We start from the raw sequence: 25452 nt of genomic DNA on the forward strand, positions 1-25452 counted from the left end.
CCATGGCAGACAGCAGCGGCATCCTCCATTCCCTGTCCCACGCCGACGCCCTCGGGCGCCTGGTGCTCGCCGCCCTGCTCGCGATGTCCCTCGCCTGCTGGTACCAGATCGCCCTGAAGAGCTGGCAGGTCTTCCAGCTGCGGCGCCAGGGGCGGCTGTCCGCCGCGGGCCTCACCGCCTGCGCGTCGCCGGCCGCCTTCGAGCGCCTGCTGGCCGCCCAGCCGCCAAGCTGTCCGTGGGTGCGCCTGTCCCGCCTGGCATTGGACGCCTGCCGCCAGTGGAACGGCCGCCGCGACGGCCAGGCGGCGATCCAGCTGTCGGCCCCCGACGTGTTCCTGCTGCAGGCCTTCAACCGCGGCCTCGCCGAAGCGGGCGCCCGCCTCGACGCGGGCCTCGCGCTGATCGGCTCGGTCGCCGCAACAGCCCCCTTCGTTGGCCTGTTCGGCACCGTGTGGGGCATCTACCACGCCCTCGTCGGCATCGGCGCGGAAGGCGCCGGCAGCCTGGACAAGGTCGCCGGCCCGGTCGGCGAAGCGCTGGTGATGACCGCCTGCGGCCTCGCCGTGGCGATCCCAGCGCTGCTGGCCTACAACGCGCTGGGTCGCGCCAACCGTCGCCTGCTCGACGAACTGGAAGGCTTCGCCCATGAACTACTGGGCTTCCTCGTCAGCGGCCTGGCGCCGGCCATCGATGAAGCCCACGCAGCAGCCATGACTGCGCCCGCCCACGCAGCCCCCGTCGCGAGGGCCGCGTGATGGGCTTCTCCCTCACCCCCGGCGGCGAGCGCCGCCCGATCGCCGAGATCAACATGATCCCGTTGATCGACGTGATGCTGGTGCTGCTGGTGATCTTCATCGTCGCCGCGCCGCTGCTGACCCACTCGGTGCAGATCGAACTGCCGCGTGCCGCAAGCGCCCCGACGCGGCCCCGCCCCGACGCGATCCGCCTGGGGCTGACTGCCGACGGGCAGCTGTTCTGGAACGGCCAGGCGATCTCCAGCGCCGAACTGGAAAGCCGCCTGGGCGCCGCCGGACGGCTCAAGGCGGTTCCCGAACTGCACCTGCAGGCAGACGCTGCCACCCCCTACGGAGCCGTGGCGCGCAGCATGGCGACGGCCTCCCGCCAGGGGGTGAGCCGCATCGGCTTCGTCAGCGACCCGCGCCCGGAGCCACGATGAGCCTCGCCCGCCATCCCCTGCTGCCGCTCCTCGGCCTGCCGGCCCTGCTCGGCACCGCCATGCTGGCCGCGCTGAGCATAGGCCGCTACCCGCTGCCGATGGACGACATCCTGCACCTGCTCGGCGCGGCGCTGGGCTGGCGGCCGCTGCCGCCGGAAGAGTTCGAGGTGCTCTACAACCTGGTCGTGCGCATCCGCCTGCCGCGGGTCCTCGCCGCGGTGCTGGTCGGCGCCGCACTGGCCAGCTCCGGCGCGGCCTTCCAGGCGGTCTTCCGCAACCCGCTGGTATCCCCCGGCCTGCTCGGCGTGCTGGCCGGCGCAGCCTTCGGGGCGGCCCTCGGCATCCTGCTGTCGCTGGACTGGCTGCAGGTCCAGGCGCTGGCCTTCGCGATGGGCGTCGCCGCGGTGGCCATCGGGGTCGGCATCGCCACACTGTTCGGCGGCGGCGCGATCGTCATGCTGGTGCTCGGCGGCATCGTCAGCGCGGCGCTGTTCTCGTCCCTGCTGTCGATGGTGAAGTACGTCGCCGACCCCTACAACCAGCTACCGGCCATCGTTTACTGGCTGATGGGCAGCCTCGCGGTGGCCGACCTGACCCAGGTCGGCAGCCTGGCCCTGCCGATCGGCGGCGGCGTGCTGCTGCTGTCGGCCCTCGGGCGCGCCCTCGACGCGCTGTCGATGGGCGACGATGAAGCGCGCAGCCTCGGCGTGCCCGTGCGCGCGGTGCGCTACACGGTGATCGCCGCCGCCACGCTGGTCTCGGCACTCACCGTATCGCTGGCCGGCATGATCGGCTGGGTCGGCCTGATCGTGCCGCACATCGCACGCCTCCTGGTCGGCCCCGGCAACAGCCGCCTGCTGCCCGCCAGCGCCGGTCTCGGCGCCCTGTTCCTGCTCGGCGCCGACAGCCTGTCGCGAACCTGGAGCACGACGGAGATCCCGATCGGCATCGTCACCGAGCTGATCGGCATCCCGGTCTTCCTGCTGGTTCTCGGCCGTGCCCGGAAGGCGTGGGCATGAGCGCCGTGCTGCTCGCCCGCGGCCTGCGCTACGCTTGGCGCGGCCGGACCGTGCTGGACGGCGTGGACCTGCAGGTCGGCACCGGCGAAGTGGTGTCCCTGCTGGGCGCCAACGGCGCCGGCAAGAGTACCCTGCTGCGCCTGCTCCTCGGCCTGCTGCGCCCCGCCGCCGGCGCGATCCACCTCGACGGCACGCCCATCGCGTCGATCCCGCGGCGCCTGCTGGCCCGCCGGCTGGCCTATGTGCCGCAGGTGCATGTCAGCCCGTTTCCCTACCGGGTGCGGGATGTCGTGCTGCTCGGCCGACTGCCCCACGCCGGCCTCACGGGCCGTCTCGGGGCGGCCGACCGGCAGGCAGCGGACGAGGCCCTCGCCCGCCTGGGCATCGCACACCTGGCCGAACGCCCGTACACCGAGATCTCCGGCGGCGAACGCCAGCTCGCGCTGATCGCCCGCGCCCTCGCCCAGGGCGCCCGCCTGCTGGTAATGGACGAACCGACCAGCGGCCTCGACTACGGCAACCAGCTGCGCCTCCTCGAACTGCTGCGCAGCCTGGCCGCCGACGGCTTCGGCGTCCTGAAGACCACCCATCACCCGGACCATGTACTGCACGGCTCCCACCGCGTGGCGATCCTGCGGGACGGCCGCATCGCCGCCGACGGCGCCCCGGCGGAGATCATCACCCGCCCGCTGATGCGCAGCCTCTACGACGTGGACGTGGAGCCTCACCGCCTCGCCGACGGGCGGCTGGTCTTCGTGCCGGCGACGGTTTCCCCGGCGATCTGACGCCAGACTGATGAATAGATAATTTCTATTCAATGCAGAGAATCAATTAACTGGACGCTCCCTCCCGCCTCCACCGATACTGGCCTCACCACGCTCCGCAGGGCTTGCCGCGTGCGTCGCCGACCGCCGGAATCTCCGCGCGATCTTCATATCCAACCCAAATGACGGGATGCAGGAACCATTGGGACGGAGACGCTGACTACACAGAAGCCGGGGCTTTTCCCGCGTGGCAGCGACCAAGGGCGGCGCAACCGCCTTCCCGTCGGCGACGCGCGACCCGCCCTGCTGCTGCAGACCGTTCAGCACATACATCGGCACGCTCCGGCCACAAGCCGGCCCAGTGCCCATAAGAAGAAAGGAAGCATCATGCCCCCCGACACCTGCCACGACGCCGTCGCGCCGCCGGCCCCCAGCCTCATCCAGCTCATTGGCCGCCAGAGCCTGTTCCTGATCGGCTGGGCCTGTTTCGCGGTGGGCACGGTGGGCCTGTTCCTGCCGCTGCTGCCCACCACCATCTTCTGGATCGTCGCCGCATGGGCGTGGAGCAAGAGCTGTCCGCGCCTGCAGCATAAGCTGTACACGGTTCCCGCGGTCGGCCCGCATGTGCGCGCGTGGATGGAGAGCGGCACGATCAGCCGGCGCGGCAAGCATTTCGCCCTCGGCGGCCTCAGCTTCGGGCTCGCCATGAGCGTCTTCGCGCTGCAGAACTCGCCAGTGCTGCTGGCCATCGCCGGCCTGCCGCAGATCGTCGCCGGCGTTTACGTCGCCACCCGGCCGGAAGCCTGAGGCTTCCGGCCCCGGCGCTGGCGTGCGGCGCCCCGAAACGCAGCACGCCAGCGCCAAAAAACACCCCAAAGAACCGCCAAAGCCCGTACAATTCTGGGGCCTTGCGCAAGCCAATCAGCGTACAGGTCACTCTTTCATCCGTTTCGACTGATCGCCCCGCGATCACGAACTCTCGTTGCGTCCGCCCCGATTGGTGCCGCTTCCCAAGAGCGGTCAGGCCGTCGCAGGAGCCCGACATCCCATGACTCAAGTCCAGTCCGCCGCCCCGGCGCCGGTTGCGATTACTTTTGCCGATCTCGCCCTCAGCGAGCCCATCCAGCAGGCCATCGCCGAAACCGGCTACACGGCCCCCACCCCGATCCAGGCCCAGGCCATCCCGCAGGTTCTCGCCGGTGGCGACCTGATGGCCGCCGCGCAGACCGGTACGGGCAAGACCGCCGGCTTCACGCTGCCGATCCTGCACATCCTGTCGGAAGCGCACGCCCATAACCAGAAGGCCGGCCGCCCACGCTGCCTGATCCTCACGCCGACCCGCGAACTGGCGGCTCAGGTCGAGGAATCCGTGCAGACCTACGGCAAGCACCTGCCGCTCACGTCGATGGTCATGTTCGGTGGCGTCGCGATCAACCCGCAGATCACCAAACTCAAGAAGAAGGTGGACATCCTGGTCGCCACGCCGGGCCGTCTGCTCGACCACCAGAACCAGGGCACCATCGACCTGTCCGGCGTGGAGATCCTCGTCCTCGACGAGGCCGACCGCATGCTCGACATGGGCTTCATCCGCGACATCAAGAAGATCCTCGCGCTGCTGCCCAAGAAGCGCCAGAACCTGCTGTTCTCGGCGACCTTCTCCGACGAGATCAAGGCCCTCGCCGACGGCCTGCTGCACAACCCTGGCTTCGTCGAGGTGGCACGCCGCAACACCGCCTCCGAGCTGGTGCAGCAATCGGTGCACCTGTGCCCGCAGAAGCAGAAGCGCGAACTGCTGGCCTTCCTGATCAACAAGCACCAGTGGTTCCAGGTGCTGGTGTTCACCCGCACCAAACACGGCGCCAACAAGCTGGCCGAATACCTCGCCAAGCACGGCATCCCGTCTGCAGCCATCCACGGCAACAAGAGCCAGTCGGCACGCACCCGCGCGCTGGCCGACTTCAAGGACGCCAAGCTGCAGGTGCTGGTCGCCACCGACATCGCCGCCCGCGGCCTCGACATCGACCAGCTGCCGCAAGTCGTCAACTTCGACCTGCCCAACGTGTCGGAAGACTACGTGCACCGCATCGGCCGCACCGGCCGGGCCGGCGCCTCCGGCGCCGCCGTGTCCCTGGTGGACCGGGAAGAGCTGCCGCTGCTGAAGGACATCGAGCGCCTGATGAAGCGCCTCATCGACAAGGTCGAGGTGCCCGACTTCGTGCCCTCCGCGGCCCCCGCCGAGAGCGACGAGCGCCCGCCCCGCGAACCCCGCGGAGCCCATAACGGCGGCCGCGATCGCCGCCAGGGCCAGGGTCAAGGTCAATCCCAAGGCCAGAAGCAAGGCGAGAAGCAGGGTCAGGGTCAGAAACAAGGCCAACGCCAGGCCAAGCCTAAGGGCCAAGGCCAGGAGCAGGCCCAAGGTCAGAGCCAAGGCCAGCAGTCCCGCCCCCAAAGACAGGGCCAAGGACAAGGTCAGCAGGGTCAGGGGCAAGGCCAGGGCCGCCCCGCCCGCCAGGGACAGCCGCAGGACCGCCAGGGTCGTCAAGGTCGCAACCAGGACGGCAAGCCCCAGGGTGGCGGCGAACCGGGCAACCGCGAGCAACGCGCCCCCCGCCAGAATGCCAACTCGGACGACGATTTCGGCAACCGCGTCGATTACAAGTCCAAGGCCAAGCCGCAATACCGTGACCCGGAAGCCAGCTTCAACCTCCACCGCCAGGGCAACGGCGGCCAGGGGGGACGTGGCAAGGGTGGGAACGGTGGCAACCCGAACCGTGGCACGCCGGCCGCGCTGGAAGAAAGCACCCGTCCGGCCGTCACCCTGACCGGCCGCAAGACCGGCGACATCAAGCCGGCCGCGCTGTTCTCGCCGCGCAGCAACAACGGCAACCGCTGAGGAAGCCGGCGCCCCGCCCTGCGCGGGGCACGCAACAACAAAAAACGGCACTTTCGGGTGCCGTTTTTTGTTGCTCCAAACAAAGGGGCGCCCCCTTTGCAAGGGCAATACACCAGCACCGCTGGCGTCGCACAGGGAACTCCCGCAGCGAGGTCCGGTCTTGACAGAAGATCCCGCGCCGACCCACCCCAATCAGAACCCAGCGCTTGAATGGGCACACCCCGCCCCCATATCGGATCCACGCCCCGCACTTCCCTCCTCTCCAGCCCATGGAAAAGAAAACCCAGTTCAGCCTCTGGTACTTCGTCTTCGCCCTGTTTGCGATCTTCACGCTGCACGACCTGTGGGTGCAGATGCGCACCGTCGAGCCGGTGCCCTACAGCGAGTTCCAGCGCATGGTGAAGGCCGGCGAGGTGGCCGAGATCGCCATCGCCGACAACACCATCCAGGGCACCTTCAAGCAGCCCCTGCAGGACGGCCGCCAGAAGTTCGTCACCACCCGCGTCGATCCGGCGCTGGCCAAGGACCTCGGCCAGTACGACGTCAAATTCACCGGCGTCGTCGAGAACACTCTGTTCCGCGACATCCTCGGCTGGGTGCTGCCGGCAGTCATCTTCGTCGCCATCTGGATGTTCGCGATGCGCAAGTTCGCCGGCAAGCAGGGCCTCGGCGGCGGCTTCATGAACCTCGGCAAGAGCAAGGCCAAGGTCTACGTGGCGGCCAATACCGGCGTCAGCTTCGAGGACGTGGCCGGCGTGGACGAGGCCAAGGACGAGCTGAAGGAAGTCGTCGGCTTCCTGAAGGATCCGCAGCGCTACGGCCGCCTCGGCGGCCGCGTGCCGAAGGGCGTGCTACTGGTCGGCCCGCCGGGCACCGGCAAGACCCTGATCGCCAAGGCGGTGGCCGGTGAGGCCGGCGTGCCCTTCTTCTCGATCTCCGGCTCCGAGTTCGTCGAGATGTTCGTCGGCGTCGGCGCGGCCCGCGTGCGCGACCTCTTCGAGCAGGCCCGCGCCAAGGCCCCGGCGATCATTTTCATCGACGAACTGGACGCCATGGGGCGTGCCCGCGGCGCCTTCGCGATGGGCGGCCACGACGAGAAGGAACAGACCCTCAACCAGCTGCTGGTGGAGCTGGACGGCTTCGACTCATCCTCCGGCCTGGTCCTGCTGGCGGCCACCAACCGCCCCGAGGTGCTAGACCCGGCGCTGCTGCGCGCCGGCCGCTTCGACCGCCAAGTGCTCGTCGACCGCCCCGACAAAAAAGGCCGCATCGCGATCCTGGCGGTGCACATGAAGAAGATCGCCCTCGCCCCGGACACCGACCCCGAGAAGGTTGCCGCGCTGACGCCGGGCTTCTCCGGCGCCGACCTGGCCAACCTGTGCAACGAAGCGGCGCTGGTCGCCACACGGCGCAACGGCCAGTCGGTCACCGTCGACGACTTCACGGTGGCCGTCGAGCGCATCGTCGCCGGCCTCGAAAAGAAAAACCGCGTCCTCAACGAGCACGAGCGCACCGTCGTCGCCTACCACGAGATGGGCCACGCGCTGGTCGCCATGGGCCTGCCCGGCACCGACCCGGTGCACAAGATCAGCATCATCCCGCGCGGCGTCGGCGCCCTCGGCTACACCATCCAGCGCCCCACCGAAGACCGCTTCCTGATGACCCGCGCCGAGCTGGAGAACAAGATGGCGGTGCTGCTGGGCGGCCGCGCGGCCGAGCAGATCGTCTTCGGCGAAGTATCCACCGGCGCCGCCGACGACCTGCAAAAGGTCACCTCCATCGCCCGCTCCATCGTCATGCGCTTCGGCATGGACGCCGAGCTCGGCAACGTGGCCTACGACACCGACAAGGCCAACTTCCTCGGCCAGAACGCGGCCCCGCCGCAGGAGCGCGCCTACTCCGAGGAGACCGCCCGCGAGATCGACTGCGCGGTGCGCCGCATCGTCGCCGCGGCCTTCGAGCGCAGCCTGTCCATCCTCACCGCGCGCCGGGCGATCCTCGAGGAAACCGCCCACGACCTGCTGGCCCGCGAGACCCTCGACGAAGCCGACCTGAAGGCCATCCACGCACGTATCGAATCGGTATAGGCAAAACGGGCACACGCGCGGCAGCCGCCCGCCTGGCGACGGAGCGGGCTACAATGCCCGCACTGCGCGCCAAGGCGCGCCCCGCCTCGCTTCGCCGCCGGGCGACGGGCGAAAGTACCCCATCCGTGATCGTTCGACATCCCGTGGAGGAAGCCGCTCATGTCCTGTACCCGCAAGTTCGCCCTCGCCGCCCTGGCCCTGACCGCCGGCCTCGCCACCCTGCCGGCCGCCGCCCAGGAATCGCCGACCCTCAAGAAGATCAAGGACAGCGGCACCATCTCCCTGGGCCACCGGGAGTCGTCCATCCCCTTCTCCTACTACGACGACAAGCAGCAGGTCGTCGGCTACAGCCAGGAGCTGATGCTCAAGGTCGTCGACGCGGTGAAGGCCAACCTCAAACTGCCCAGCCTGCAGGTCAAACTCACCCCCGTCACCTCCCAGAACCGCATCCCCCTCATCCAGAACGGCACCATCGACATCGAGTGCGGCTCCACCACCCATAACGCCGAGCGCGCCCGCCAGGTCGCCTTCTCCGACACCCTCTTCATCATCGGCACCCGCCTGATGACCAAGAAGGAGTCCGGCATCAAGGACTTCCCCGACCTCGCCGGCAAGAACGTCGTCACCACCGCCGGCACCACCTCCGAGCGCCTCATCCGCAAGATGAACGAGGACAAGAAGCTCGGCATGAACATCATCTCCGCCAAGGACCACGGCGAGGCCTTCCTCACCCTCGAGACCGGCCGCGCCGTCGCCTTCATGATGGACGACGCCCTCCTCTACGGCGAAATGGCCAAGGCCAAGCGCCCCGCCGACTGGGTCGTCACCGGCACACCGCAGAGCTTCGAGGCCTACGGCTGCATGCTCAGGAAGGACGACCCCGGCTTCAAGAAGGTCGTCGATGCCGCCCTCGCCAAGACCATGACCTCCGGCGAGGCCGAGGCCATCTACAAGAAGTGGTTCACCCAGCCCATCCCCCCCAAGGGACTGAACCTCAACTTCCCGCTCTCCGACGCCATGCTCAAGCTCTACAAGGCGCCCAACGACAAGCCCTTCGAGTGAGCACCTGACTGCAGGCGGCGGAAGCCGGCCCGGACACGCCGCCGGCTTCCGCTGAACGTAGAGGCGAACGCCTTCGCAGCCGCCACCTTCCGCAAGGAGACCCGCATGGGCTACCAATGGAACTGGAGCATCTTCGGCAGTCCGGTCCCGACCGGTGAAACCACCTACCTGGTCTGGCTGCTGTCGGGCCTGCAGACCACCATCGTGCTGTCCCTGTCGGCCTGGCTCGTCGCGCTGGCCCTGGGCAGCCTGGTCGGCGTGCTGCGCACCGCTCCGAACAAGGCCTTGTCCGGCCTCGCCGCCGCCTACGTGGAGATCTTCCGCAACACCCCGCTGCTGGTGCAGCTGTTCAGCTGGTACTTCGTGCTGCCGGAGCTGCTGCCCTTCGGCCTCGGCGACGCCTTCAAGCAGCAGCTGTCACCGCTCACCCAGCAGTTCCTGGCAGCCATGCTGTGCCTGGCCTTCTTCACCAGCGCCCGCGTCGCCGAGCAGGTCCGCGCCGGCATCGGTGCGCTGCCCCGCGGCCAGAAGGCCGCCGGCCTGGCCCTCGGCTTCACGCTGCCGCAAACCTACCGCCACGTGCTGCTGCCGATGGCCTTCCGCCTCATCGTGCCGCCGCTCACCTCGGAGTTCCTCAACATCTTCAAGAACTCCGCGGTGTGCTCGACCATCGGCCTGCTCGAACTGGCCGCCCAGGGCCGCCAGCTGGTCGATTACACCGCCCAGCCCTACGAGTCCTTCATCGCCGTGACGCTGCTGTATCTCGCCATCAACGTCGTCGTGATGGGCCTGATGCGCATCGTCGAGGCCCGCACGCGGGTGCCCGGCTACCTGGGGGGCAAGTGACATGTACGAATTCGACTGGTCCTCGATCCCCGGCGCCCTGCCCTTCCTGTGGGAGGGCATGAAGGTCTCCCTCGAGATCACCGTCTGCGCGGTGCTGTTCGGCATCGCCTGGGGCACGCTGCTGGCCATGGCCCGCCTGTCCGCCCTCAAGCCCCTGGCCTGGCTGGCCGCCGGCTACGTCAATCTGTTCCGCGCCATCCCGCTGGTGATGGTGCTGCTGTGGTTCTTCCTGATCGTCCCGCAGGTGCTGCGCGGCTTCTTCAATCTCGATCCGAACACCGACGTGCGCCTGGCCTCGGCGCTGGTCGGCTTCGCGCTGTTCGAGGCGGCCTACTACTCGGAGATCATCCGCGCCGGCATCCAGTCGGTGCCCAAGGGGCAGATCTCCGCCGCCTCCGCACTGGGCATGAGCTACGCCCAGGCGATGCGCCTGGTCGTGCTGCCCCAGGCCTTCCGCAACATGGTGCCGCTGCTGCTGACCCAGGCCATCGTGCTGTTCCAGGATACGTCCCTGGTCTATGTGTCGGCGCTGGCCGATTTCTTCGGCGCCGCCTACAAGATCGGCGACCGGGACGGACGGCTGGTCGAGCTGCTGCTGTTCGCCGGCGCCGTCTATTTCGTGATCTGCTTCGCGGCCTCCCAGGTGGTCCGCCGTTACCAGAAAAAGCTCAACGCCCACGTGGCGCACTGATTTCCGGAGCCCGAGATGATTTCCATCCAGAACGTTTCCAAGCACTACGGGGCCTTCCAGGTCCTCACCGACTGCTCCACCGAGGTCAAGAAGGGCGAGGTGATCGTCGTCTGCGGGCCGTCCGGCAGCGGCAAATCCACGCTGATCAAGTGCGTCAACGGCCTGGAGCCCTTCCAGAGCGGCACCATCAGCGTGGACGGCATCTCCGTCGGCGACCCGAAGACCGATCTGCCCCGGCTGCGCAGCCGTGTCGGCATGGTCTTCCAGCACTTCGAGCTGTTCCCGCACATGAGCATCACCGACAACCTGACCATCGCCCAGATCAAGGTGCTCGGCCGCGGCCGGGACGCCGCCACCGACAAGGGCCTCAAGCTCCTCGACCGGGTCGGCCTCAAGGCCCACGCGGACAAGTTTCCCGGCCAGCTCTCCGGCGGCCAGCAGCAGCGTGTGGCGATTGCCCGCGCGCTGGCGATGGACCCGATCTGCATGCTCTTCGACGAGCCCACGTCGGCCCTCGACCCGGAGATGATCAACGAAGTCCTCGACGTGATGGTCGAGCTCGCCCACGAGGGCATGACGATGATGTGCGTGACCCACGAGATGGGCTTCGCCAAGAAGGTCGCCAACCGCATCCTCTTCATGGACAAGGGCCAGATCGTCGAGGACGACGACAAGGACAGCTTCTTCGGCAACCCGCGCTCCGAACGCGCGCGCCAGTTCCTCGCCAAGATCCTGACCCACTGAGCCCAGCGCCATGCCCCGTCCGCGCATCCACCTGCTGGCCACCGGCGGCACCATCGCCGGCGAAGCCGATCCCGCCGCCGACAGCCCCCGTTACCGGGCCGGCGTACGCCCGGTGGAACAACTCCTCGCTGCCGTCCCCGGCCTGGACGCCACCGCCGAGCTGAGCGCCGAGCAGATCCTGTCCCTCGACAGCAAGGACATGACCCCCGCCGACTGGCTGGGGATCCTGGCTGCCGCGCGGCGTGCGCTGGCCGACCCGGCGATAAGCGGCGTGGTGATCCTGCACGGCACCGACACGCTGGAAGAGACCGCCTACTTCCTGCACCTCACGCTGCCCGGCGACAAGCCGGTGGTGCTGACCGGCGCCATGCGCCCGGCCGACCACCCGCAGGCCGATGGCCCGGCCAACCTGCGCGCCGCCGTGTGCCTGGCCGCCAGCCCAAGCGCCCAGGGCAAGGGCGTGCTGGCGGTGATGAACCGGACCGCCTACCCGGCGCGCTGGCTCGGCAAGGCCCGCACGAGCGGGCTGGACGCCTTCGAATCGCCGCGCCCATGGACCGACGGCCGCCCCGACGGGCGCTGCGCCGACCTGAGCCCGGCCACGCTGCCGCGGGTGGACGTGCTGATGGGCTACGCCGGCGCGCCGCCGGAGCTGGTGGATGCCTGCATCGCCGCCGGCGCCCGCGGCCTGGTGCTGGCCCTCACCGGCCACGGCAGCGTGCCCGCCGCGTGGCAGCCGGCCCTCGCGCGGGCCCGCGAACACGGCGTGGCGATCCTGCGCGCCAGCCGCTGCGCTGGCCCGGTGGACCACAACGCCAACGCCGACGACGACCGGGAAGGCTGGCTCACCGCCGGCGACCTGCCCCCCGCCAAGGCCCGCATCGCACTGATGCTGGCCCTCGCCCGTGGCGGCGAAGCACAGAGTTTTCTGCAGCTGGAAGAGTGATTCCGCCACGCGGCTGAATCATTGAGTGGCCTGACGAAAGGCTTTTGACACACCACCCGATCACCGGGGGGCGTGACAAAGATTTTTTGTCAGCCGAAAAATCGGCTTTTTCTACCCAAAAACTGGATTTTTCACGCCAAAGAATCGTCCAGCCGCACGACGGAATCGTTGCGTCACGTCACTAAATCGGCTGGGCACATGAAAAACTCGCCGGGTGACGTGGCAAAAGATTTTTGGCACGCCACCCGATCATCAGGAGATGCCACCCGAGCTTTTTGTCATGGGACAAACGGTTTTTTTCAGCCGGAATAATGATTTTTTCACGGGAAAAAATCATTCCGTCAGCGCACTCGCGGCGTCCCGCGGGAGGACGCCCACTCAGGACGTGGCGCCGCGCCCCTTGCGGGTGAAGGCCACGCGGGCCTCCTCCAGCACCTGAGCCAGCTCCTCGCGGGCCTCCAACGAGGACTGGATCAGCTTGTGCTCGTCGTGGCCGATGGCCTGCTGGCGGGCCAGCACCTCGGCGTCGTGGCGGGCGAAGCGATTGACCATCTGCTCGGCCAGCGCCGGTGGCTCGTTGAGCAGCTCCAGCGTCCACTTGGCCATTTCCAGGCTCGACGGCAGCGCCTCGCGGATCTGCCGCTCGATGCCCAGGTCCATCAGGCGGCTGGCGTGGAAACGGTTGCGCGCCCGCGCGACGATCTGCACGTGCGGGAAATGCTTACGCACCAGCTCGGCGGTGCGCAGGGAGGCTTCCACGTCGTCGATGGCCAGCACGAAGACCTTGGCCTGGCCGATCTGCGCCGCATGCAAGAGATCCAGGTGGGCCGCATCGCCGTAGAAGACCTTGAGGCCGAAGCGGCGCACGGTATCCACCTGGCCGGCATCGGAATCCAGCGCCGTGAAGCTGATGCCCCGCGCCAGCAGCAGGCGCCCGACGATCTGCCCGACGCGCCCGAAGCCGGCGATCACCACCTCGCTGCCGTCCTCCGGCATCTCGTCGAAGTCCCGCGGCACTTCATTCTTCTTGGCGGATTTGGCCAGCCAGTCGCCGAACATCAGCAGCAGCGGCGACACCGCCATCGACATGGCCACCACCAGCGTCAGCTTGTCGGCCTGCACTTCGCCGAGCACGCTGAAGGACTGGGCCGCATCGAACAGCACGAAGGCGAATTCACCGCCCTGGGCCAGCACCAGGGCCAGCAGGCGCGCATCCCCCGTCGTGCCGCCGAACAGACGCCGCAGCACGAACAGCACCACGCCCTTCACGACGATCAGCCCGACGGTGAGCTGGGCGATCTGCCATGGGAACTTGAGCAGCAGGTCGATGTTGGTGGACATCCCGACGGCCATGAAGAACAGGCCCAGCAGCAAGCCCTGGAAGGGCGCGATGGCCGCTTCCAGTTCGTGGCGGAATTCCGAGTCGGCCAGCAGCACGCCGGCCACGAAGGCGCCCAGCGACATGGACAGGCCGCCGGCCTGCATCAGCAGCGCCAGGCCCAGCACCGTGGCCAGCGCGGCGGCGGTGAACATTTCCCGGCTGTTCACCCGCGCCACGTGGCGGAACAGCATGTCCAGCGTCGGCCGGCCGATCACCGCCACCACCGCCAGCAAGCCGAGGCCGACCGCCGGATGGGTCAGCGCCGTCGACCGCCCGGTGCCGAACAGCGGGATCAGGGCCAGCAGCGGAATGACGGACAGATCCTGAAACAGCAGAATTGCGAAAGCCTCGCGCCCATGACGGGTAGAGAGTTCGCGCCGCTCGGCGAGGGTCGGCAGCACGAAGGCCGTCGACGATAAAGCCAGGATGATCCCCACCACCGTCGCCGCCGGCCACGACAGGCCCAGATAGCGGCCGGCGCCGGCCAGCGCCGCCGCCACCCCGAACAGCTGCAGCGCGCCGAGCCCGAACACCGAACGCCGCAAGGCCCACAGCCGCGAGGGCTTCAGTTCCAGGCCGATGACGAAGAGCAGCAGCACGACGCCAAGCTCGGCCGTATGGAGCAGGTTGTCCGGGTCGCGGACCAGCTTCACGCCAAAAGGCCCGATCAGTACGCCGACTGCCAGATAGCCCAGCACCGTGCCCAACCCGGCCCGTTTGAACAAGGGCACAAGAAGCACGGAGGCCAGCAGCAGCGCGGCAAGAGTGGTCAGGGATTGCATAACAGGAACGGGACGTCAGCGGGAACCCCAAGTCTCTCATAAACCGCTGTCCGGAATGCCAATGGAAGAATCTGGAAACACTCGCAGGCACTCGGAAACATTCGCGCCGTCATCACAATATTGGTGTTTTTGTCAGGAATATTTACACACTGCCCAGCAGGTTTCTCCACGGCCACCTCCACGCACGCCCCAAAGCCGCTCCCCATAAGGCCTTACGACAATTTCATCAAAACTGGCACGGCAAATGCTGAAGTTTCGTCAGAAATACCAAACATCGGCCTATCACGAAAGCCAAGAGGAGGTTTCATCATGAAACTCAATAAAAACAATCTACTATCCGCCGTTGCCATAACTTCCGCATTTTTTGCAAATGGTGCGCAGGCAGGCCCGATCGCCATCTACGATGGCCCGGCCATCAACAAGAGCTCCCCGGCCTGTGCCAGCTTCGGCGACGCCGTCAGCTGCTCCCTGCCCTTCCTCAACTTCCTGAATGGTCAGGCCCAGGGCACGACGACGTCGGCCGGCGGCTACGTCGTTCAGTCGTCCCAAGGCCTGCTGAAGGACTCCATCGTGGTCCAGGCCGGCGGCGCCGCCGCACTTAATAACGGCGACACCAGCCCGGCTCCGGCGCTGGTGGAGGACGGCTTCAAGTCGAATTCGGGCAGTGTCAACTTCCTGGCCACCGGCCGCTCGGACGGCACCACGATGTTTGCCGGCAACATGGCCGACCCGAGCAACAACAGCCTGTCCAGCACCCAGGACAACATCGGCACCTGGGACGTCAGCACCACCTGGCTGCGGGACGCACTGACCACGTCGGATGGCTTGCGCCACGAGTTGATGATCATGTTCGACTACAACCAGCCGCAGAGCTCGACGACGTCGATGGACATCTGGAGCCTGATCACGGTGCGCAAGTCCGGTGGCGGACTGCCCGACATCAATTACGAGTTCAACGGCAGCACCCAGGGCTACTCGAGCTTCACGAGCGGCAAGAACTTCCTGAGCCAGCCCTCGGCGTCGGATTTCGATACGGTGTCTGGCACCATCTGCCTGTACGACAACTCGCAGACCCTTGCCTACCCGGGTGGCTCCTGTCCGCACACTTATAACGGCGGCAATCTGGTCACTGAGGTCGACAACTCCCAGGGCACCGACAAGACCGAGTTCGCGGCCTTCCTGCCTGAGCTGAACGCGAACCTCGAGAACTACATCAAGCAGGGTTACGACACCATCTCCGTGCGCATGCTGATGGGCTGCTTCGGCGGCACGGATCCGAAGAACGGTCAGGGCTACCTGTCCAGCGGTCAGACCACCAACTGCGACAGCGGCGGCTTCGGCGACGTGTATCTGATGGGCGGCGCGGCCATGACGCAAGTCCCCGAGCCGACTTCGCTGGCTCTCGCGGCGCTCGGCCTGTTCGGTCTCTATCGCCGTCAGCGCAAGCAGTCCTGATCACCGCCGGTGGCGGGATGATCGAGCCGGGGCCCCGCCCCGGCTCTTTTCATTTGTGCCGCCTCACAGGCCCGGATCCTCGCCGCCGCCCGCCAGCGCCGCATCCACGACCCGCCGGCTGAGGTGCGGCGCAAAGCACTCGATGAAGGCGTAGATGTAGCCGCGCAGCCAGGCGTTCTTTCGCAGGCCGATGCGCGTCGTGCTCGACGCGAACAGATGGGCGGCATCCAGCATGCCCAGTTCTTTGTCCGCCACGGGGTCATAGGCCATCTTGGCGATAATGCCGACGCCGAGCCCCATCGCCACGTAGGTCTTGATCACATCCGAATCGATGGCGGTGAGCACCACGTTGGGCTTCAGGCCGCGCCCGGTGAAGGCCTCGTTGATGCGGTTGCGGCCGGTGAAGGCGAAGTCGTAGGTCACCAGCGGATAACGGGCGATGGCTTCCAGCGTCAGCGGCTGCGTCGTCAGGATGGGATGGCGCAGCGGCGCGACGACGCAGCGGTTCCACTGGTAGCAGGGCAACATCACGATGTCTTCGTGCTCGGCAATGGCCTCGGTGGCGATGGCGATGTCGGCCACGCCGGACAGCACGTAGTCGCAAACCTGGCGCGGGTTGCCCTGGTGGAAGGACAGGCGCACGTTGGGGTAGCGCGCCATGAAGGCCTGCACCACCTTCGGCAGCGCATAGCGGGCCTGCGTATGTGTAAAGGCGATCGACAAACTGCCGCTCGCCTCGTTGCTGAACTCGGCACCGACTTCGCGCAGGTTGTCCACTTCCTGGAGAATGCGCCCGACGATCGTGAGCACCTGCTTCCCGGGCTCCGTGATGTCCACCAGGCGCTTGCCGTGGCGCACGAAGATCTCCACCCCCAGCTCTTCTTCCAGCACGCGGATCTGCTTCGACACGCCAGGCTGGGAGGTGAACAGCGCCTCAGCGGCCTCCGACACGTTGAGGCCATGGCGGGCCACCTCGAATACATAGCGCAGTTGCTGGATGTTCATCGGCGCCAAACCCCGTGGAAGAAGCTGAAAATAGAATATTAGAACTATAAGTTCTAAAGGTTTAACCTAAAACACCTTCTTTGCTCTAACAACACGTTCTACGATGCGCCGCACAAGGAATTTGGGCTTATCATGAGTATCGCTTACACGATTGCCGGCTTCTCCGTGGGTGCCATCGTCGGTCTGACCGGCGTAGGGGGCGGGTCCCTGATGACGCCGCTGCTTGTCCTGCTGTTCGGTATCAACCCGTCGGTGGCCGTCGGGACCGACCTGCTCTATGCCGCCATCACCAAGGCCACCGGAACCGTCGCCCACGGCATGAAGGGCACGGTGGACTGGACGGTGACGCGCCGCCTGGCCACGGGTAGCATTCCCGCCTCGACGATCACGCTGCTGCTGGTGGGCTATTTCGCCCCCGGCGGCATTGGCGGCGCCGGCAGCCTGATCAAGGTTTCGCTGGGTATCGCACTGCTCCTCACGGCGGTGGCAATCGTGTTTCGCAAGCAGATCCAGGCCTACGCGCTGAAGCACTCCGGCGGCCAGGAAAATCCGCAGCGCACCAAGCTGCTGACCATCCTGACCGGTGCCGTGCTGGGCGTACTGGTGTCGATCTCTTCGGTGGGTGCCGGCGCTCTGGGCGTCAGCGCCCTGTTCTTTTTGTATCCGCGGCTGACGACCTTGCGCATCGTCGGCAGCGACATCGCCCACGCGGTGCCCCTGACGCTGGTGGCCGGCATCGGCCACTGGTTCCTCGGCAGTGTCGACTGGGCCTTGCTGGGCAGCCTGCTGATCGGCTCCCTGCCGGGCATCTGGCTGGGCAGCCACATTTCCACCCGCGTCCCCGACCGGGTGCTGCGTCCGATTCTGGCAACCATGCTGGTCTTGGTGGGCAGCAAGTTGATTGCGGCCTGACCGGGCTTACGAATAAACCAGGAAAACGAAATGTACCGTTACGACCCCTACGACCAGAAGATCGTCGACGAGCGCGTCGCCCAGTTCCGCGACCAGACCCGGCGTTACCTGGCCGGTGAGCTGACCGACGACGAGTTCCGCCCGCTGCGCCTGCAGAACGGCCTGTACATCCAGCGCCACGCGCCGATGCTGCGGGTTGCCGTGCCCTACGGCCTGCTGTCGTCCACGCAGGTTCGCAAGCTCGCCCACATCGCTCGCAGCTACGACAAGGACTACGCCCACATCACCACGCGCCAGAACGTGCAGTTCAACTGGCCCGAGCTGAAGCTGGTGCCCGAGATCCTGGCCGAGCTGGCGCAGGTGCAGATGCACGCCATCCAGACCTCCGGCGCGTGCATCCGCAACATCACCTCCGACCCCTTCGCCGGCGTGGCCGGTGACGAGTACATCGACCCGCGCCCGTGGTGCGAGGTGCTGCGCCAGTGGAGCACCTTCCACCCGGAATTTGCCTTCCTGCCGCGCAAATTCAAGATCGCCGTGAACGGCGCCGACCAGGACCGCGCGGTCATCCAGTGCCACGACATCGGCCTCGAGCTGAAGCGCAATGCGGCCGGCGAGATCGGCTTCCGCGTGCTGGTCGGCGGCGGCATGGGCCGCACCCCGATCATCGGTGAAGAGATCAGCGACTTCGTGCCCTGGCAGCACATCATCACCTACTGCGAAGCGATCCTGCGGGTGTACAACCGCTATGGCCGCCGCGACAACCTCTACAAGGCGCGCATCAAGATCCTCGTCAAGGCCCTTGGCCCCGCCGAGTTCAAGCGCCAGGTCGAGGAGGAATGGGCCTTCGGCAAGGATGGCGCCAACACGCTGACGGAAGCCGAGGTGGCCCGCGTCGCCGCCCACTTCACGACGCCCGCCTATGAAGCCCTGCCGGGCGAGGACGCCGGCTACGCCAGCCAGCGCGCCACCAACACGGCCTTCGCCGCATGGGCCCGCCGCAACGTGCTGGCCCACAAGGTGCCCGGCTACGCGATCGTCGTGCTGTCCCTGAAGAACCCGGCCACTGCACCCGGCGACATCACCGCCGAGCAGCTCGACCTGGTTGCCGAGTGGGCCGACGCCTACAGCTTCGGCGAAGTGCGCGCCACCCACGAGCAGAACCTGGTACTGGCCGACGTCAAGCAGGCCGACCTCTTCGCGCTGTGGGAGAAGGCCCGCGCCACCGGCCTGGCAACGCCGACCTTCGGCCTGCTGACCGACATCATCTGCTGCCCTGGCGGCGATTTCTGCGCGCTCGCCAACGCCAAGTCGATCCCCATCGCCAATGCGATCCAGGCCCGTTTCGACGACCTGGACTACCTCTACGACATCGGCGACATCGAGCTCAACATCTCCGGCTGCATGAACTCCTGCGGCCACCACCACGTGGGCCACATCGGCATCCTCGGCGTCGACAAGAACGGTGAGGAGTGGTACCAGGTCAGCCTCGGCGGCGCCCAGGGCAACGACACCAGCATCGGCAAGGTGATCGGCCGCTCGTTTGCCGCCGCCGAAATGCCCGACGTGATCAGCAAGATCATCGACGTCTACCGGGCCCAGCGCCAGGACGGCGAGCGCTTCATCGACACCGTCCGCCGCACCGGCCTCGACCCCTTCAAGCTCGGCGTGTATGGCGAAGCCGCGATCATCGAAAGGAAGCAACATGCCTAAGCTCATCAAGAACGGCCGCGTGATCGACGACGCCGCAGAAATCCTCGTCCTCGACGAAGTCCAGGGCCCCGAGGCGCTGAGCCTGCCCGATGGTCCGGTGTTCGTGCCCCTCGCCGTGTGGCAGGCCCACAAGGGCGCCCTCTCCGGCCGTGCCGGCCTCGGCGTGTGGCTGGACAGCAGTGAGAGCGTGGACGACCTCGAAGGCGACCTGGACAGCATCGGCGCCATCGCGCTGAACTTCCCCAAGTTCACCGACGGCCGTTCGTACTCCAACGCCGCGCTGCTGCGCAGCCGCTACGCCTACAAGGGCGAAGTCCGCGCCATCGGCGACGTGCTGCGCGACCAGTTCTTCTTCATGCAGCGCTGCGGCTTCGACGCCATCCAGCCGAAGACCGGCAAGTACAGCGACGCCCAGCTGGAAGAAGCGCTGAGCAGCCTGAAGGACTTCTCCGCGCCCTACCAGGCCGCCATCGACCAGCCCGAACCCCTGTTCCGCCGCGCCCAGCGCGTGGCCTGAGCGAGGAGACGCCGTCATGCATCCGAACCAGAACCCCAAGCTCGACGATCCGGTGCTGCTCGCCAGCCTGGAAGCCAAGGTCGCCCAGCTCAAGGCCGACCTGGCCGCCTGGGCCGCCGAACTGCCGGCCATCACGATGGCCAACAGCCTCGGCGCCGAGGACATGGTGCTCACCGACGTGATCGCCACCAACCAGCTGCCCATCGAGATCTTCTCGCTGGACACCGGCCGCCTGCCGCTGGAAACCTACGACCTGATGGCCGAGGTGCAGAAGCACTACGGCCTCAAGCTGAAGTTCTTCTACCCGAACCACGAGGCCATCGAGGCCTTCACGCGGGAAAACGGCATCAACGCCTTCTACGACAGCGTCGAGCTGCGCAAGGCCTGCTGCCACGCCCGCAAGGTCGAGCCGCTGGGCCGCGCGCTGGCCGGCAAGCAGGCCTGGATCACCGGCCTGCGCGCCCAGCAGTCCACCACCCGCACCGACCTGCCGAAGCGCCAGTTCGACGAGGGCAACGGCCTGATCAAGTTCAACCCGCTCTCCGACTGGACCGAGAAGGAAGTGTGGGGCTACATCCGCCTCAACAAGGTTCCGTACAACGCGCTGCACGACAAGTTCTACCCGAGCATCGGTTGCGCCCCGTGCACCCGCCCGGTGTCGATCGGCGAGGACGTCCGCGCCGGCCGCTGGTGGTGGGAAAATCCGGAAACCAAGGAATGCGGCCTGCACGTCAAGAAGTGACGGGCACCCAGGAACCATAAAACGAGTAAAGCAATGTCGACGCTCACCAAACAGACCCTGAGCCACCTGGATTGGCTCGAATCCGAAGCCATCCACATCATGCGTGAAGTGGCCGGCCAGTGCAGCAACCCCGTGCTGCTGTTCTCCGGCGGCAAGGACTCCATCTGCATGCTGCGCCTGGCCGAAAAGGCCTTCCGCCCGGGCAAGTTCCCCTTCCCGCTGATGCACATCGACACCGGCCACAACTACAAGGAAGTGGTCGCGTTCCGCGACAAGCGCGCCGCCGAGCTGGGCGAGCGCCTGATCGTACGCTCCGTCGAAGACTCCATGAAGCGCGGCACCGTCGTCCTCAAGCACGAAAACGAATCGCGCAACAAGCACCAGTCCGTGACGCTGCTGGAAGCCATCGAGGAGTTCGGCTTCGACGCCTGTATCGGCGGTGCCCGCCGCGACGAGGAAAAGGCCCGCGCCAAGGAGCGCATCATGAGCTTCCGCGACGAGTTCGGCCAATGGGACCCGAAGAACCAGCGCCCGGAGCTGTGGAACCTCTACAACGCGCGCAGCCACAAGGGTGAGAACATCCGCGCCTTCCCGATCTCCAACTGGACCGAGATGGACGTGTGGCAGTACATCGAGCGCGAGAAGCTTGAGCTGCCGAGCATCTACTTCGCCCACACCCGCCCGGTGGTGATGCGTTCCGGCGCCATCGTGCCGGTCAACGTGCCGCTGATGAACGGCGAGCTGACCAACCTGCCCAAGCCCGGCGAAGAGATCATCGACCTGCAGGTGCGCTTCCGCACCGTCGGCGACATCTCCTGCACCGCCCCGGTGGAGTCCGACGCCGACAACGTCGAGAAGATCGTGCTCGAAACCGCCACCACCACGATCACCGAGCGCGGCGCGACCCGTCTGGATGACCAGACCAGCGAAGCCTCCATGGAACAACGCAAGAAAGAGGGTTACTTCTAAATGAGCGCCCAACACGTTGAAGACCGCGGCCTGCTGCGCTTCCTGACCTGCGGCTCGGTCGATGACGGCAAGAGCACCCTGATCGGCCGTCTGCTGTTCGACACCAAGGCCATCCTCGCCGACACCCTCACCGCCATCGAACGCACCTCCAGCAAGCGCGGCATGACCGCCGTCGACCTGTCCCTGCTCACCGACGGCCTGCAGGCCGAGCGCGAACAGGGCATCACCATCGACGTGGCCTACCGCTACTTCTCGACCGGCACCCGCAAGTACATCATCGCCGACGCGCCGGGCCACGAGCAGTACACCCGCAACATGGTGACCGCCGCGTCCACCGCGAACCTGGCGATCATCCTGATCGACGCGCGCAAGGGCGTGCTGACCCAGACCCGCCGCCACAGCTACCTGACCAAGCTGGTGGGCATTCCCCACGTGGTGGTGGCCGTCAACAAGATGGACCTCGTCGATTACGACCAGGCCACCTACGACCGGATCGTTGCCGAGTACAAGGCCTTCGCCGACCAGATCGGCCTCACCGACGTGCGCTTCATCCCGCTGTCGGCCCTCAACGGCGACATGATCGTGGACCGTGGCGAGCGCCTCGACTGGTACGACGGCCCGACGATGATCGACATCCTCGAAGCCGCCCCCGCCGCCCACACCGAACAGGCCGAGAGCTTCCGCTTTCCGGTCCAGTACGTGTGCCGCCCGCAGGCTTCCGACAACCCCGAGCTGCACGACTACCGCGGCTTCATGGGTCGCGTCGAGTCCGGCGAGATCAAGGTCGGCGACAGCGTCACCGTGCTGCCCAACGGCCTGACCACCAAGGTCAAGGACATCCAGCTGTACGGCGAGTCCCTGCCCAAGGCGATCCATGAGCAGTCCGTGACCCTGCTGCTGGAAGACGAGATCGACATCTCCCGCGGCGACATGATCGTCAGCAGCGCCGAAGTGCCGGCTCAGACCAAGCAGGTCGAAGCCATCGTCTGCTGGCTGTCGGAAACCCCGCTGTCGCCGGCGCGCACCTACTGGCTGCGCCACACTACCCGCGAAGTGAAGGCCAAGGTGGCGAGCATCACCCACCGCCTGGACATCAACACGCTGGACAAGGAAGCGGCGACCACGCTGGCCATGAACGACATCGCCCGCCTGCAGCTCAAGCTGGCCCAGCCGGTCTTCGCCGACAACTACACCGACTCGCGCGCTACCGGCGCCTTCATCCTGATCGACGAATCCACCAACAACACGGTGGGTGCCGGCATGATCACGGGCCTGAACGCCTGAGCCGACGCGTAGGCTGCATTCCCGGCTGCGGCCGGGAGCCGCAAAGCAAAACCCCCGGACTTGCCGGGGGTTTTGCTTTTTGGGAACTGCTGGCGGGGCGCCCTCGGGCGCCCCATGCAACAGCGCGGCTCAGGTCGCGAAGACGTGCTTCACGCGCAGGGTTTCACCGCGCTCGACGAGGCCGATCAGGCGATCGATGTTGGGATGCTTGCCTGGGTTCAGGCGTGCATCCTCACTGTGCTCCTCGTAGATCGCGATGCCCTGGGTTGCCGCTTCGGGAGTGATCGCGCCATGGATCTGCGCCAGGTGGTTGTACACCGCCAGTGAGCCGGCCTGGCCGGGTTTGTTCTCGATGGTGGCCACCACCGCATCGGCGGCATCGATCAGCTGGATCGCAGAGAGATGGGACACGCCCGGCAGAGTCTTGAGCTTGTCGGCAAAAGCCATGTCCGTCTCCTCAGATGCGCTTGGCCAGCTCGGCGGCCTTGCCGATGTAGCTGGCGGGGGTCATCTCCAGCAGACGGGCCTTCTCGGCTTCGGGGATGGCCAGCGTGCCGATGAAGGCCTGCAGCGCGGCCTTGGTGATGCCCTTGCCGCGGGTCAGTTCCTTGAGCTGCTCGTAGGGGTTGGGCACGGCGTAGCGGCGCATCACGGTCTGGATCGGCTCGGCCAGCACTTCCCAGCAGGCGTCCAGGTCGGCGGCCAGGCGGGCCGGCTCGGCTTCCAGCTTGCCGAGGCCGCGCAGGCAGGAGTCGTAGGCCAGCACGGCGTAGCCGAAGGCCACGCCCATGTTGCGCAGCACGGTGGAGTCGGTCAGGTCGCGCTGCATGCGGGACACCGGCAGCTTGTCGGCCAGGTGGCGCAACACGCTGTTGGCGAGGCCCAGGTTGCCTTCGGCGTTCTCGAAGTCGATCGGGTTGACCTTGTGCGGCATCGTGGACGAGCCGATCTCGCCGGCCTTCAGCTTCTGCTTGAAGTAGCCGAGGGAGATGTACATCCAGATGTCGCGGCAGATATCCAGCACGATGGTGTTGGCGCGGGCGGTGGCGTCGTACAGCTCGGCCATCGCGTCGTGGGGCTCGATCTGGATCGTGTAGGGGTTGAAGGCCAGGCCGAGGGATTCGATGAAGCGGCCGTTGAAGCCTTCCCAGTCGAACTCGGGGTAGGCGGACAGGTGGGCGTTGTAGTTGCCCACGGCGCCGTTGAACTTGGCGGTCAGCTCGACGTCGGCGATGGCCTTGCGCACGCGGCGCAGGCGATACACCACGTTGGCCATTTCCTTGCCGAGGGTGGTCGGGCTGGCGGGCTGGCCGTGGGTGCGCGACAGCATCGGCAGCTCGGCATGCTGGTGGGCCAGTTCAACCAGGCGGGCGATGATCTTGTCGAGGGACGGCAGCAGCACGCCGTCGCGGCCGTCGCGCAGCATCAGCGCGTGGGACACGTTGTTGATGTCTTCCGAGGTACAGCCGAAGTGGATGAACTCGGTGACGCGGGTGACTTCGGGGTTATGGCCGAGGCGCTGCTTCAGCCAGTATTCCATGGCCTTCACGTCGTGGTTGGTGGTCGCCTCGATGGCCTTCACGGCCTCACCGTCGGCCACCGAGAACTCGGCGATCACGGCATCCAGCTCGGCGATCGTGGCGGCGGAGAACGGCGCGATCTCGACCAGCCCGGGCGCGGCGGCGAGGGCCTTCAGCCACTCGATCTCGACCTTCACGCGGTTGCGGATCAGGCCGAACTCGGAGAAGTGCTCGCGCAGCGCGGAGACCTTGGATTCGTAGCGCCCGTCGAGGGGCGACAGCGCGGTGATGGGTTGCAGGTTCATGCGTAAAGCCCTTGAGGCGGAAAAGCAAAGTTCTCTATTTTAGCGTCTTGGAGAGCCGTTCGCCGATGATAAAATCCGGGGTTCCCCAACTGCAGCCCATCATCATGAGCAACGGTCCCCAGCAACTCGAACGCTTCATCTTCTGGAGCCGCTGGCTCCAGGCGCCGCTGTACCTCGGCCTGGTCGTCGCCCAGGGCATCTATGTTTATCTTTTCATGGCCGAGCTGTTCCACCTGGTGAGCTCGGTCTTCGAATCCGGCGGCCACATCAGCGAGACCGAGACCATGCTGGTGGTCCTCGGCCTGATCGACGTGGTGATGATCGCCAACCTGCTGATCATGGTCATCATCGGCGGCTACGAAACCTTCGTGTCGCGCCTCGACCTGGAGAATCATCCGGACCAGCCCGAATGGCTGTCCCATGTGAACGCCGGGGTACTGAAGATCAAGCTGTCCACCGCCATCATCGGCATCTCGTCGATCCATCTGCTGAAGACCTTCATCAATGCCGGCAACCTGCCCGAGCACACGATCCAGTGGCAGGTGATCATCCATGTCGTGTTCCTGTTCTCGGCCCTCGCCATGGCGATGGTCGACAAGATCATGAACCAGACCGTCCTGCTGTCCAAACACTAAAGA

At 66.7% G+C, this 25452-nt stretch carries 24 protein-coding genes; 20 read left to right on the forward strand and 4 right to left on the reverse strand.

What is annotated here, in order from left to right:
* Nucleotides 1–2: 2 nt before the first annotated feature.
* From AC3QL2_RS05725 to AC3QL2_RS05780, 12 genes are all read left to right on the forward strand, one after another.
* Complete coding sequence (locus AC3QL2_RS05725; protein ID WP_493231917.1) at nt 3–755, forward strand: MotA/TolQ/ExbB proton channel family protein; 753 nt, start codon at nt 3–5, stop codon at nt 753–755.
* Entirely contained in the window at nt 755–1177 is a 423-nt protein-coding gene (locus AC3QL2_RS05730; protein ID WP_493231916.1) for an ExbD/TolR family protein, read from the forward strand. The genes AC3QL2_RS05725 and AC3QL2_RS05730 overlap by 1 nt, the downstream gene beginning before the upstream one ends.
* Entirely contained in the window at nt 1174–2196 is a 1023-nt protein-coding gene (locus AC3QL2_RS05735; protein ID WP_493231915.1) for a FecCD family ABC transporter permease, read from the forward strand. Before AC3QL2_RS05730 ends, AC3QL2_RS05735 begins: the two co-directional genes overlap by 4 nt.
* Nucleotides 2193–2981 carry an ABC transporter ATP-binding protein gene (locus tag AC3QL2_RS05740; protein ID WP_493231913.1) on the forward strand — a complete coding sequence of 263 codons (789 nt, stop codon included), beginning with the start codon at nt 2193–2195 and terminating at the stop codon, nt 2979–2981. Before AC3QL2_RS05735 ends, AC3QL2_RS05740 begins: the two co-directional genes overlap by 4 nt.
* 366 nt (nt 2982–3347) lie before the next feature.
* The gene (locus tag AC3QL2_RS05745; protein WP_493231911.1) at nt 3348–3767 is read left to right on the forward strand and encodes a YbaN family protein; all 420 of its coding nucleotides are present in this window, start codon (nt 3348–3350) and stop codon (nt 3765–3767) included.
* Nucleotides 3768–4008: 241 nt separating this feature from the next.
* A complete protein-coding gene (locus AC3QL2_RS05750; RefSeq protein ID WP_493231909.1) occupies nt 4009–5853 on the forward strand; it encodes a DEAD/DEAH box helicase in 1845 nt (614 codons plus the stop codon).
* A 269-nt stretch (nt 5854–6122) separates the two neighbouring features.
* A complete protein-coding gene (gene ftsH, locus AC3QL2_RS05755) occupies nt 6123–7940 on the forward strand; it encodes an ATP-dependent zinc metalloprotease FtsH (protein ID WP_493231907.1) in 1818 nt (605 codons plus the stop codon).
* A gap of 159 nt (nt 7941–8099) precedes the next feature.
* Complete coding sequence (locus AC3QL2_RS05760) at nt 8100–9002, forward strand: glutamate/aspartate ABC transporter substrate-binding protein (RefSeq protein WP_493231905.1); 903 nt, start codon at nt 8100–8102, stop codon at nt 9000–9002.
* Nucleotides 9003–9107: 105 nt separating this feature from the next.
* A complete protein-coding gene (locus tag AC3QL2_RS05765) occupies nt 9108–9848 on the forward strand; it encodes an amino acid ABC transporter permease (protein WP_493231903.1) in 741 nt (246 codons plus the stop codon).
* Nucleotide 9849: 1 nt separating this feature from the next.
* Nucleotides 9850–10539: a glutamate/aspartate ABC transporter permease GltK gene (gene gltK / locus AC3QL2_RS05770; protein WP_493231901.1), complete on the forward strand. Its 690-nt coding sequence runs from the start codon at nt 9850–9852 to the stop codon at nt 10537–10539.
* A gap of 15 nt (nt 10540–10554) precedes the next feature.
* The gene (locus tag AC3QL2_RS05775) at nt 10555–11283 is read left to right on the forward strand and encodes an amino acid ABC transporter ATP-binding protein (protein WP_481119420.1); all 729 of its coding nucleotides are present in this window, start codon (nt 10555–10557) and stop codon (nt 11281–11283) included.
* A gap of 10 nt (nt 11284–11293) precedes the next feature.
* A complete protein-coding gene (locus tag AC3QL2_RS05780; protein WP_493231900.1) occupies nt 11294–12229 on the forward strand; it encodes an asparaginase in 936 nt (311 codons plus the stop codon).
* Between the two features lie 378 nt (nt 12230–12607).
* Here AC3QL2_RS05780 and AC3QL2_RS05785 read toward each other — a convergent pair whose 3' ends face one another.
* Nucleotides 12608–14392, reverse strand: coding sequence for a monovalent cation:proton antiporter-2 (CPA2) family protein (locus AC3QL2_RS05785; protein WP_493231899.1), 1785 nt, complete (start codon nt 14390–14392; stop codon nt 12608–12610).
* Between the two features lie 309 nt (nt 14393–14701).
* Between AC3QL2_RS05785 and AC3QL2_RS05790 the strand changes: the two genes are divergently transcribed.
* Nucleotides 14702–15847 carry a PEP-CTERM sorting domain-containing protein gene (locus AC3QL2_RS05790; RefSeq protein ID WP_493231897.1) on the forward strand — a complete coding sequence of 382 codons (1146 nt, stop codon included), beginning with the start codon at nt 14702–14704 and terminating at the stop codon, nt 15845–15847.
* A gap of 63 nt (nt 15848–15910) precedes the next feature.
* On the opposite strand, the gene cysB is transcribed toward AC3QL2_RS05790, so the two are convergent.
* The gene (cysB, locus tag AC3QL2_RS05795) at nt 15911–16852 is read right to left on the reverse strand and encodes an HTH-type transcriptional regulator CysB (protein ID WP_493231895.1); all 942 of its coding nucleotides are present in this window, start codon (nt 16850–16852) and stop codon (nt 15911–15913) included.
* Nucleotides 16853–16984: 132 nt separating this feature from the next.
* Here cysB and AC3QL2_RS05800 point away from each other — a divergent pair, with 132 nt between their 5' ends.
* Genes AC3QL2_RS05800 through cysN form a run of 6 tightly spaced genes read left to right on the forward strand, consistent with a single transcriptional unit; the run spans nt 16985 to nt 22989 of the window.
* A complete protein-coding gene (locus AC3QL2_RS05800; protein WP_493231893.1) occupies nt 16985–17764 on the forward strand; it encodes a sulfite exporter TauE/SafE family protein in 780 nt (259 codons plus the stop codon).
* A 30-nt stretch (nt 17765–17794) separates the two neighbouring features.
* The gene (locus AC3QL2_RS05805; RefSeq protein ID WP_493231892.1) at nt 17795–19477 is read left to right on the forward strand and encodes a nitrite/sulfite reductase; all 1683 of its coding nucleotides are present in this window, start codon (nt 17795–17797) and stop codon (nt 19475–19477) included.
* Complete coding sequence (locus tag AC3QL2_RS05810) at nt 19470–19994, forward strand: DUF934 domain-containing protein (protein ID WP_493231891.1); 525 nt, start codon at nt 19470–19472, stop codon at nt 19992–19994. The genes AC3QL2_RS05805 and AC3QL2_RS05810 overlap by 8 nt, the downstream gene beginning before the upstream one ends.
* Nucleotides 19995–20010: 16 nt before the next feature.
* Nucleotides 20011–20736, forward strand: coding sequence for a phosphoadenylyl-sulfate reductase (locus AC3QL2_RS05815; protein WP_493231889.1), 726 nt, complete (start codon nt 20011–20013; stop codon nt 20734–20736).
* 33 nt (nt 20737–20769) lie between these two features.
* Nucleotides 20770–21705 carry a sulfate adenylyltransferase subunit CysD gene (cysD, locus tag AC3QL2_RS05820; protein ID WP_493231887.1) on the forward strand — a complete coding sequence of 312 codons (936 nt, stop codon included), beginning with the start codon at nt 20770–20772 and terminating at the stop codon, nt 21703–21705.
* Nucleotides 21706–22989: a sulfate adenylyltransferase subunit CysN gene (gene cysN, locus AC3QL2_RS05825; protein WP_493231886.1), complete on the forward strand. Its 1284-nt coding sequence runs from the start codon at nt 21706–21708 to the stop codon at nt 22987–22989.
* Between the two features lie 129 nt (nt 22990–23118).
* Here cysN and AC3QL2_RS05830 read toward each other — a convergent pair whose 3' ends face one another.
* Both AC3QL2_RS05830 and purB read right to left on the reverse strand, forming a co-directional pair.
* Entirely contained in the window at nt 23119–23436 is a 318-nt protein-coding gene (locus tag AC3QL2_RS05830) for a DUF2322 family protein (RefSeq protein WP_493231884.1), read from the reverse strand.
* Between the two features lie 10 nt (nt 23437–23446).
* Nucleotides 23447–24814, reverse strand: a complete 1368-nt coding sequence (gene purB, locus AC3QL2_RS05835; RefSeq protein WP_493231883.1) for an adenylosuccinate lyase — start codon at nt 24812–24814, stop codon at nt 23447–23449.
* A gap of 104 nt (nt 24815–24918) precedes the next feature.
* On the opposite strand from purB, the gene AC3QL2_RS05840 reads away from it, so the two are divergent.
* On the forward strand, nt 24919–25449 hold the full coding sequence (locus AC3QL2_RS05840; protein ID WP_493231881.1) for a TIGR00645 family protein: 531 nt from the start codon (nt 24919–24921) through the stop codon (nt 25447–25449).
* The last annotated feature ends 3 nt before the right edge of the window (nt 25450–25452 follow it).

The sequence above is a fragment of the Zoogloea sp. GW822-FHT05C07 genome, assembly GCF_058800215.1.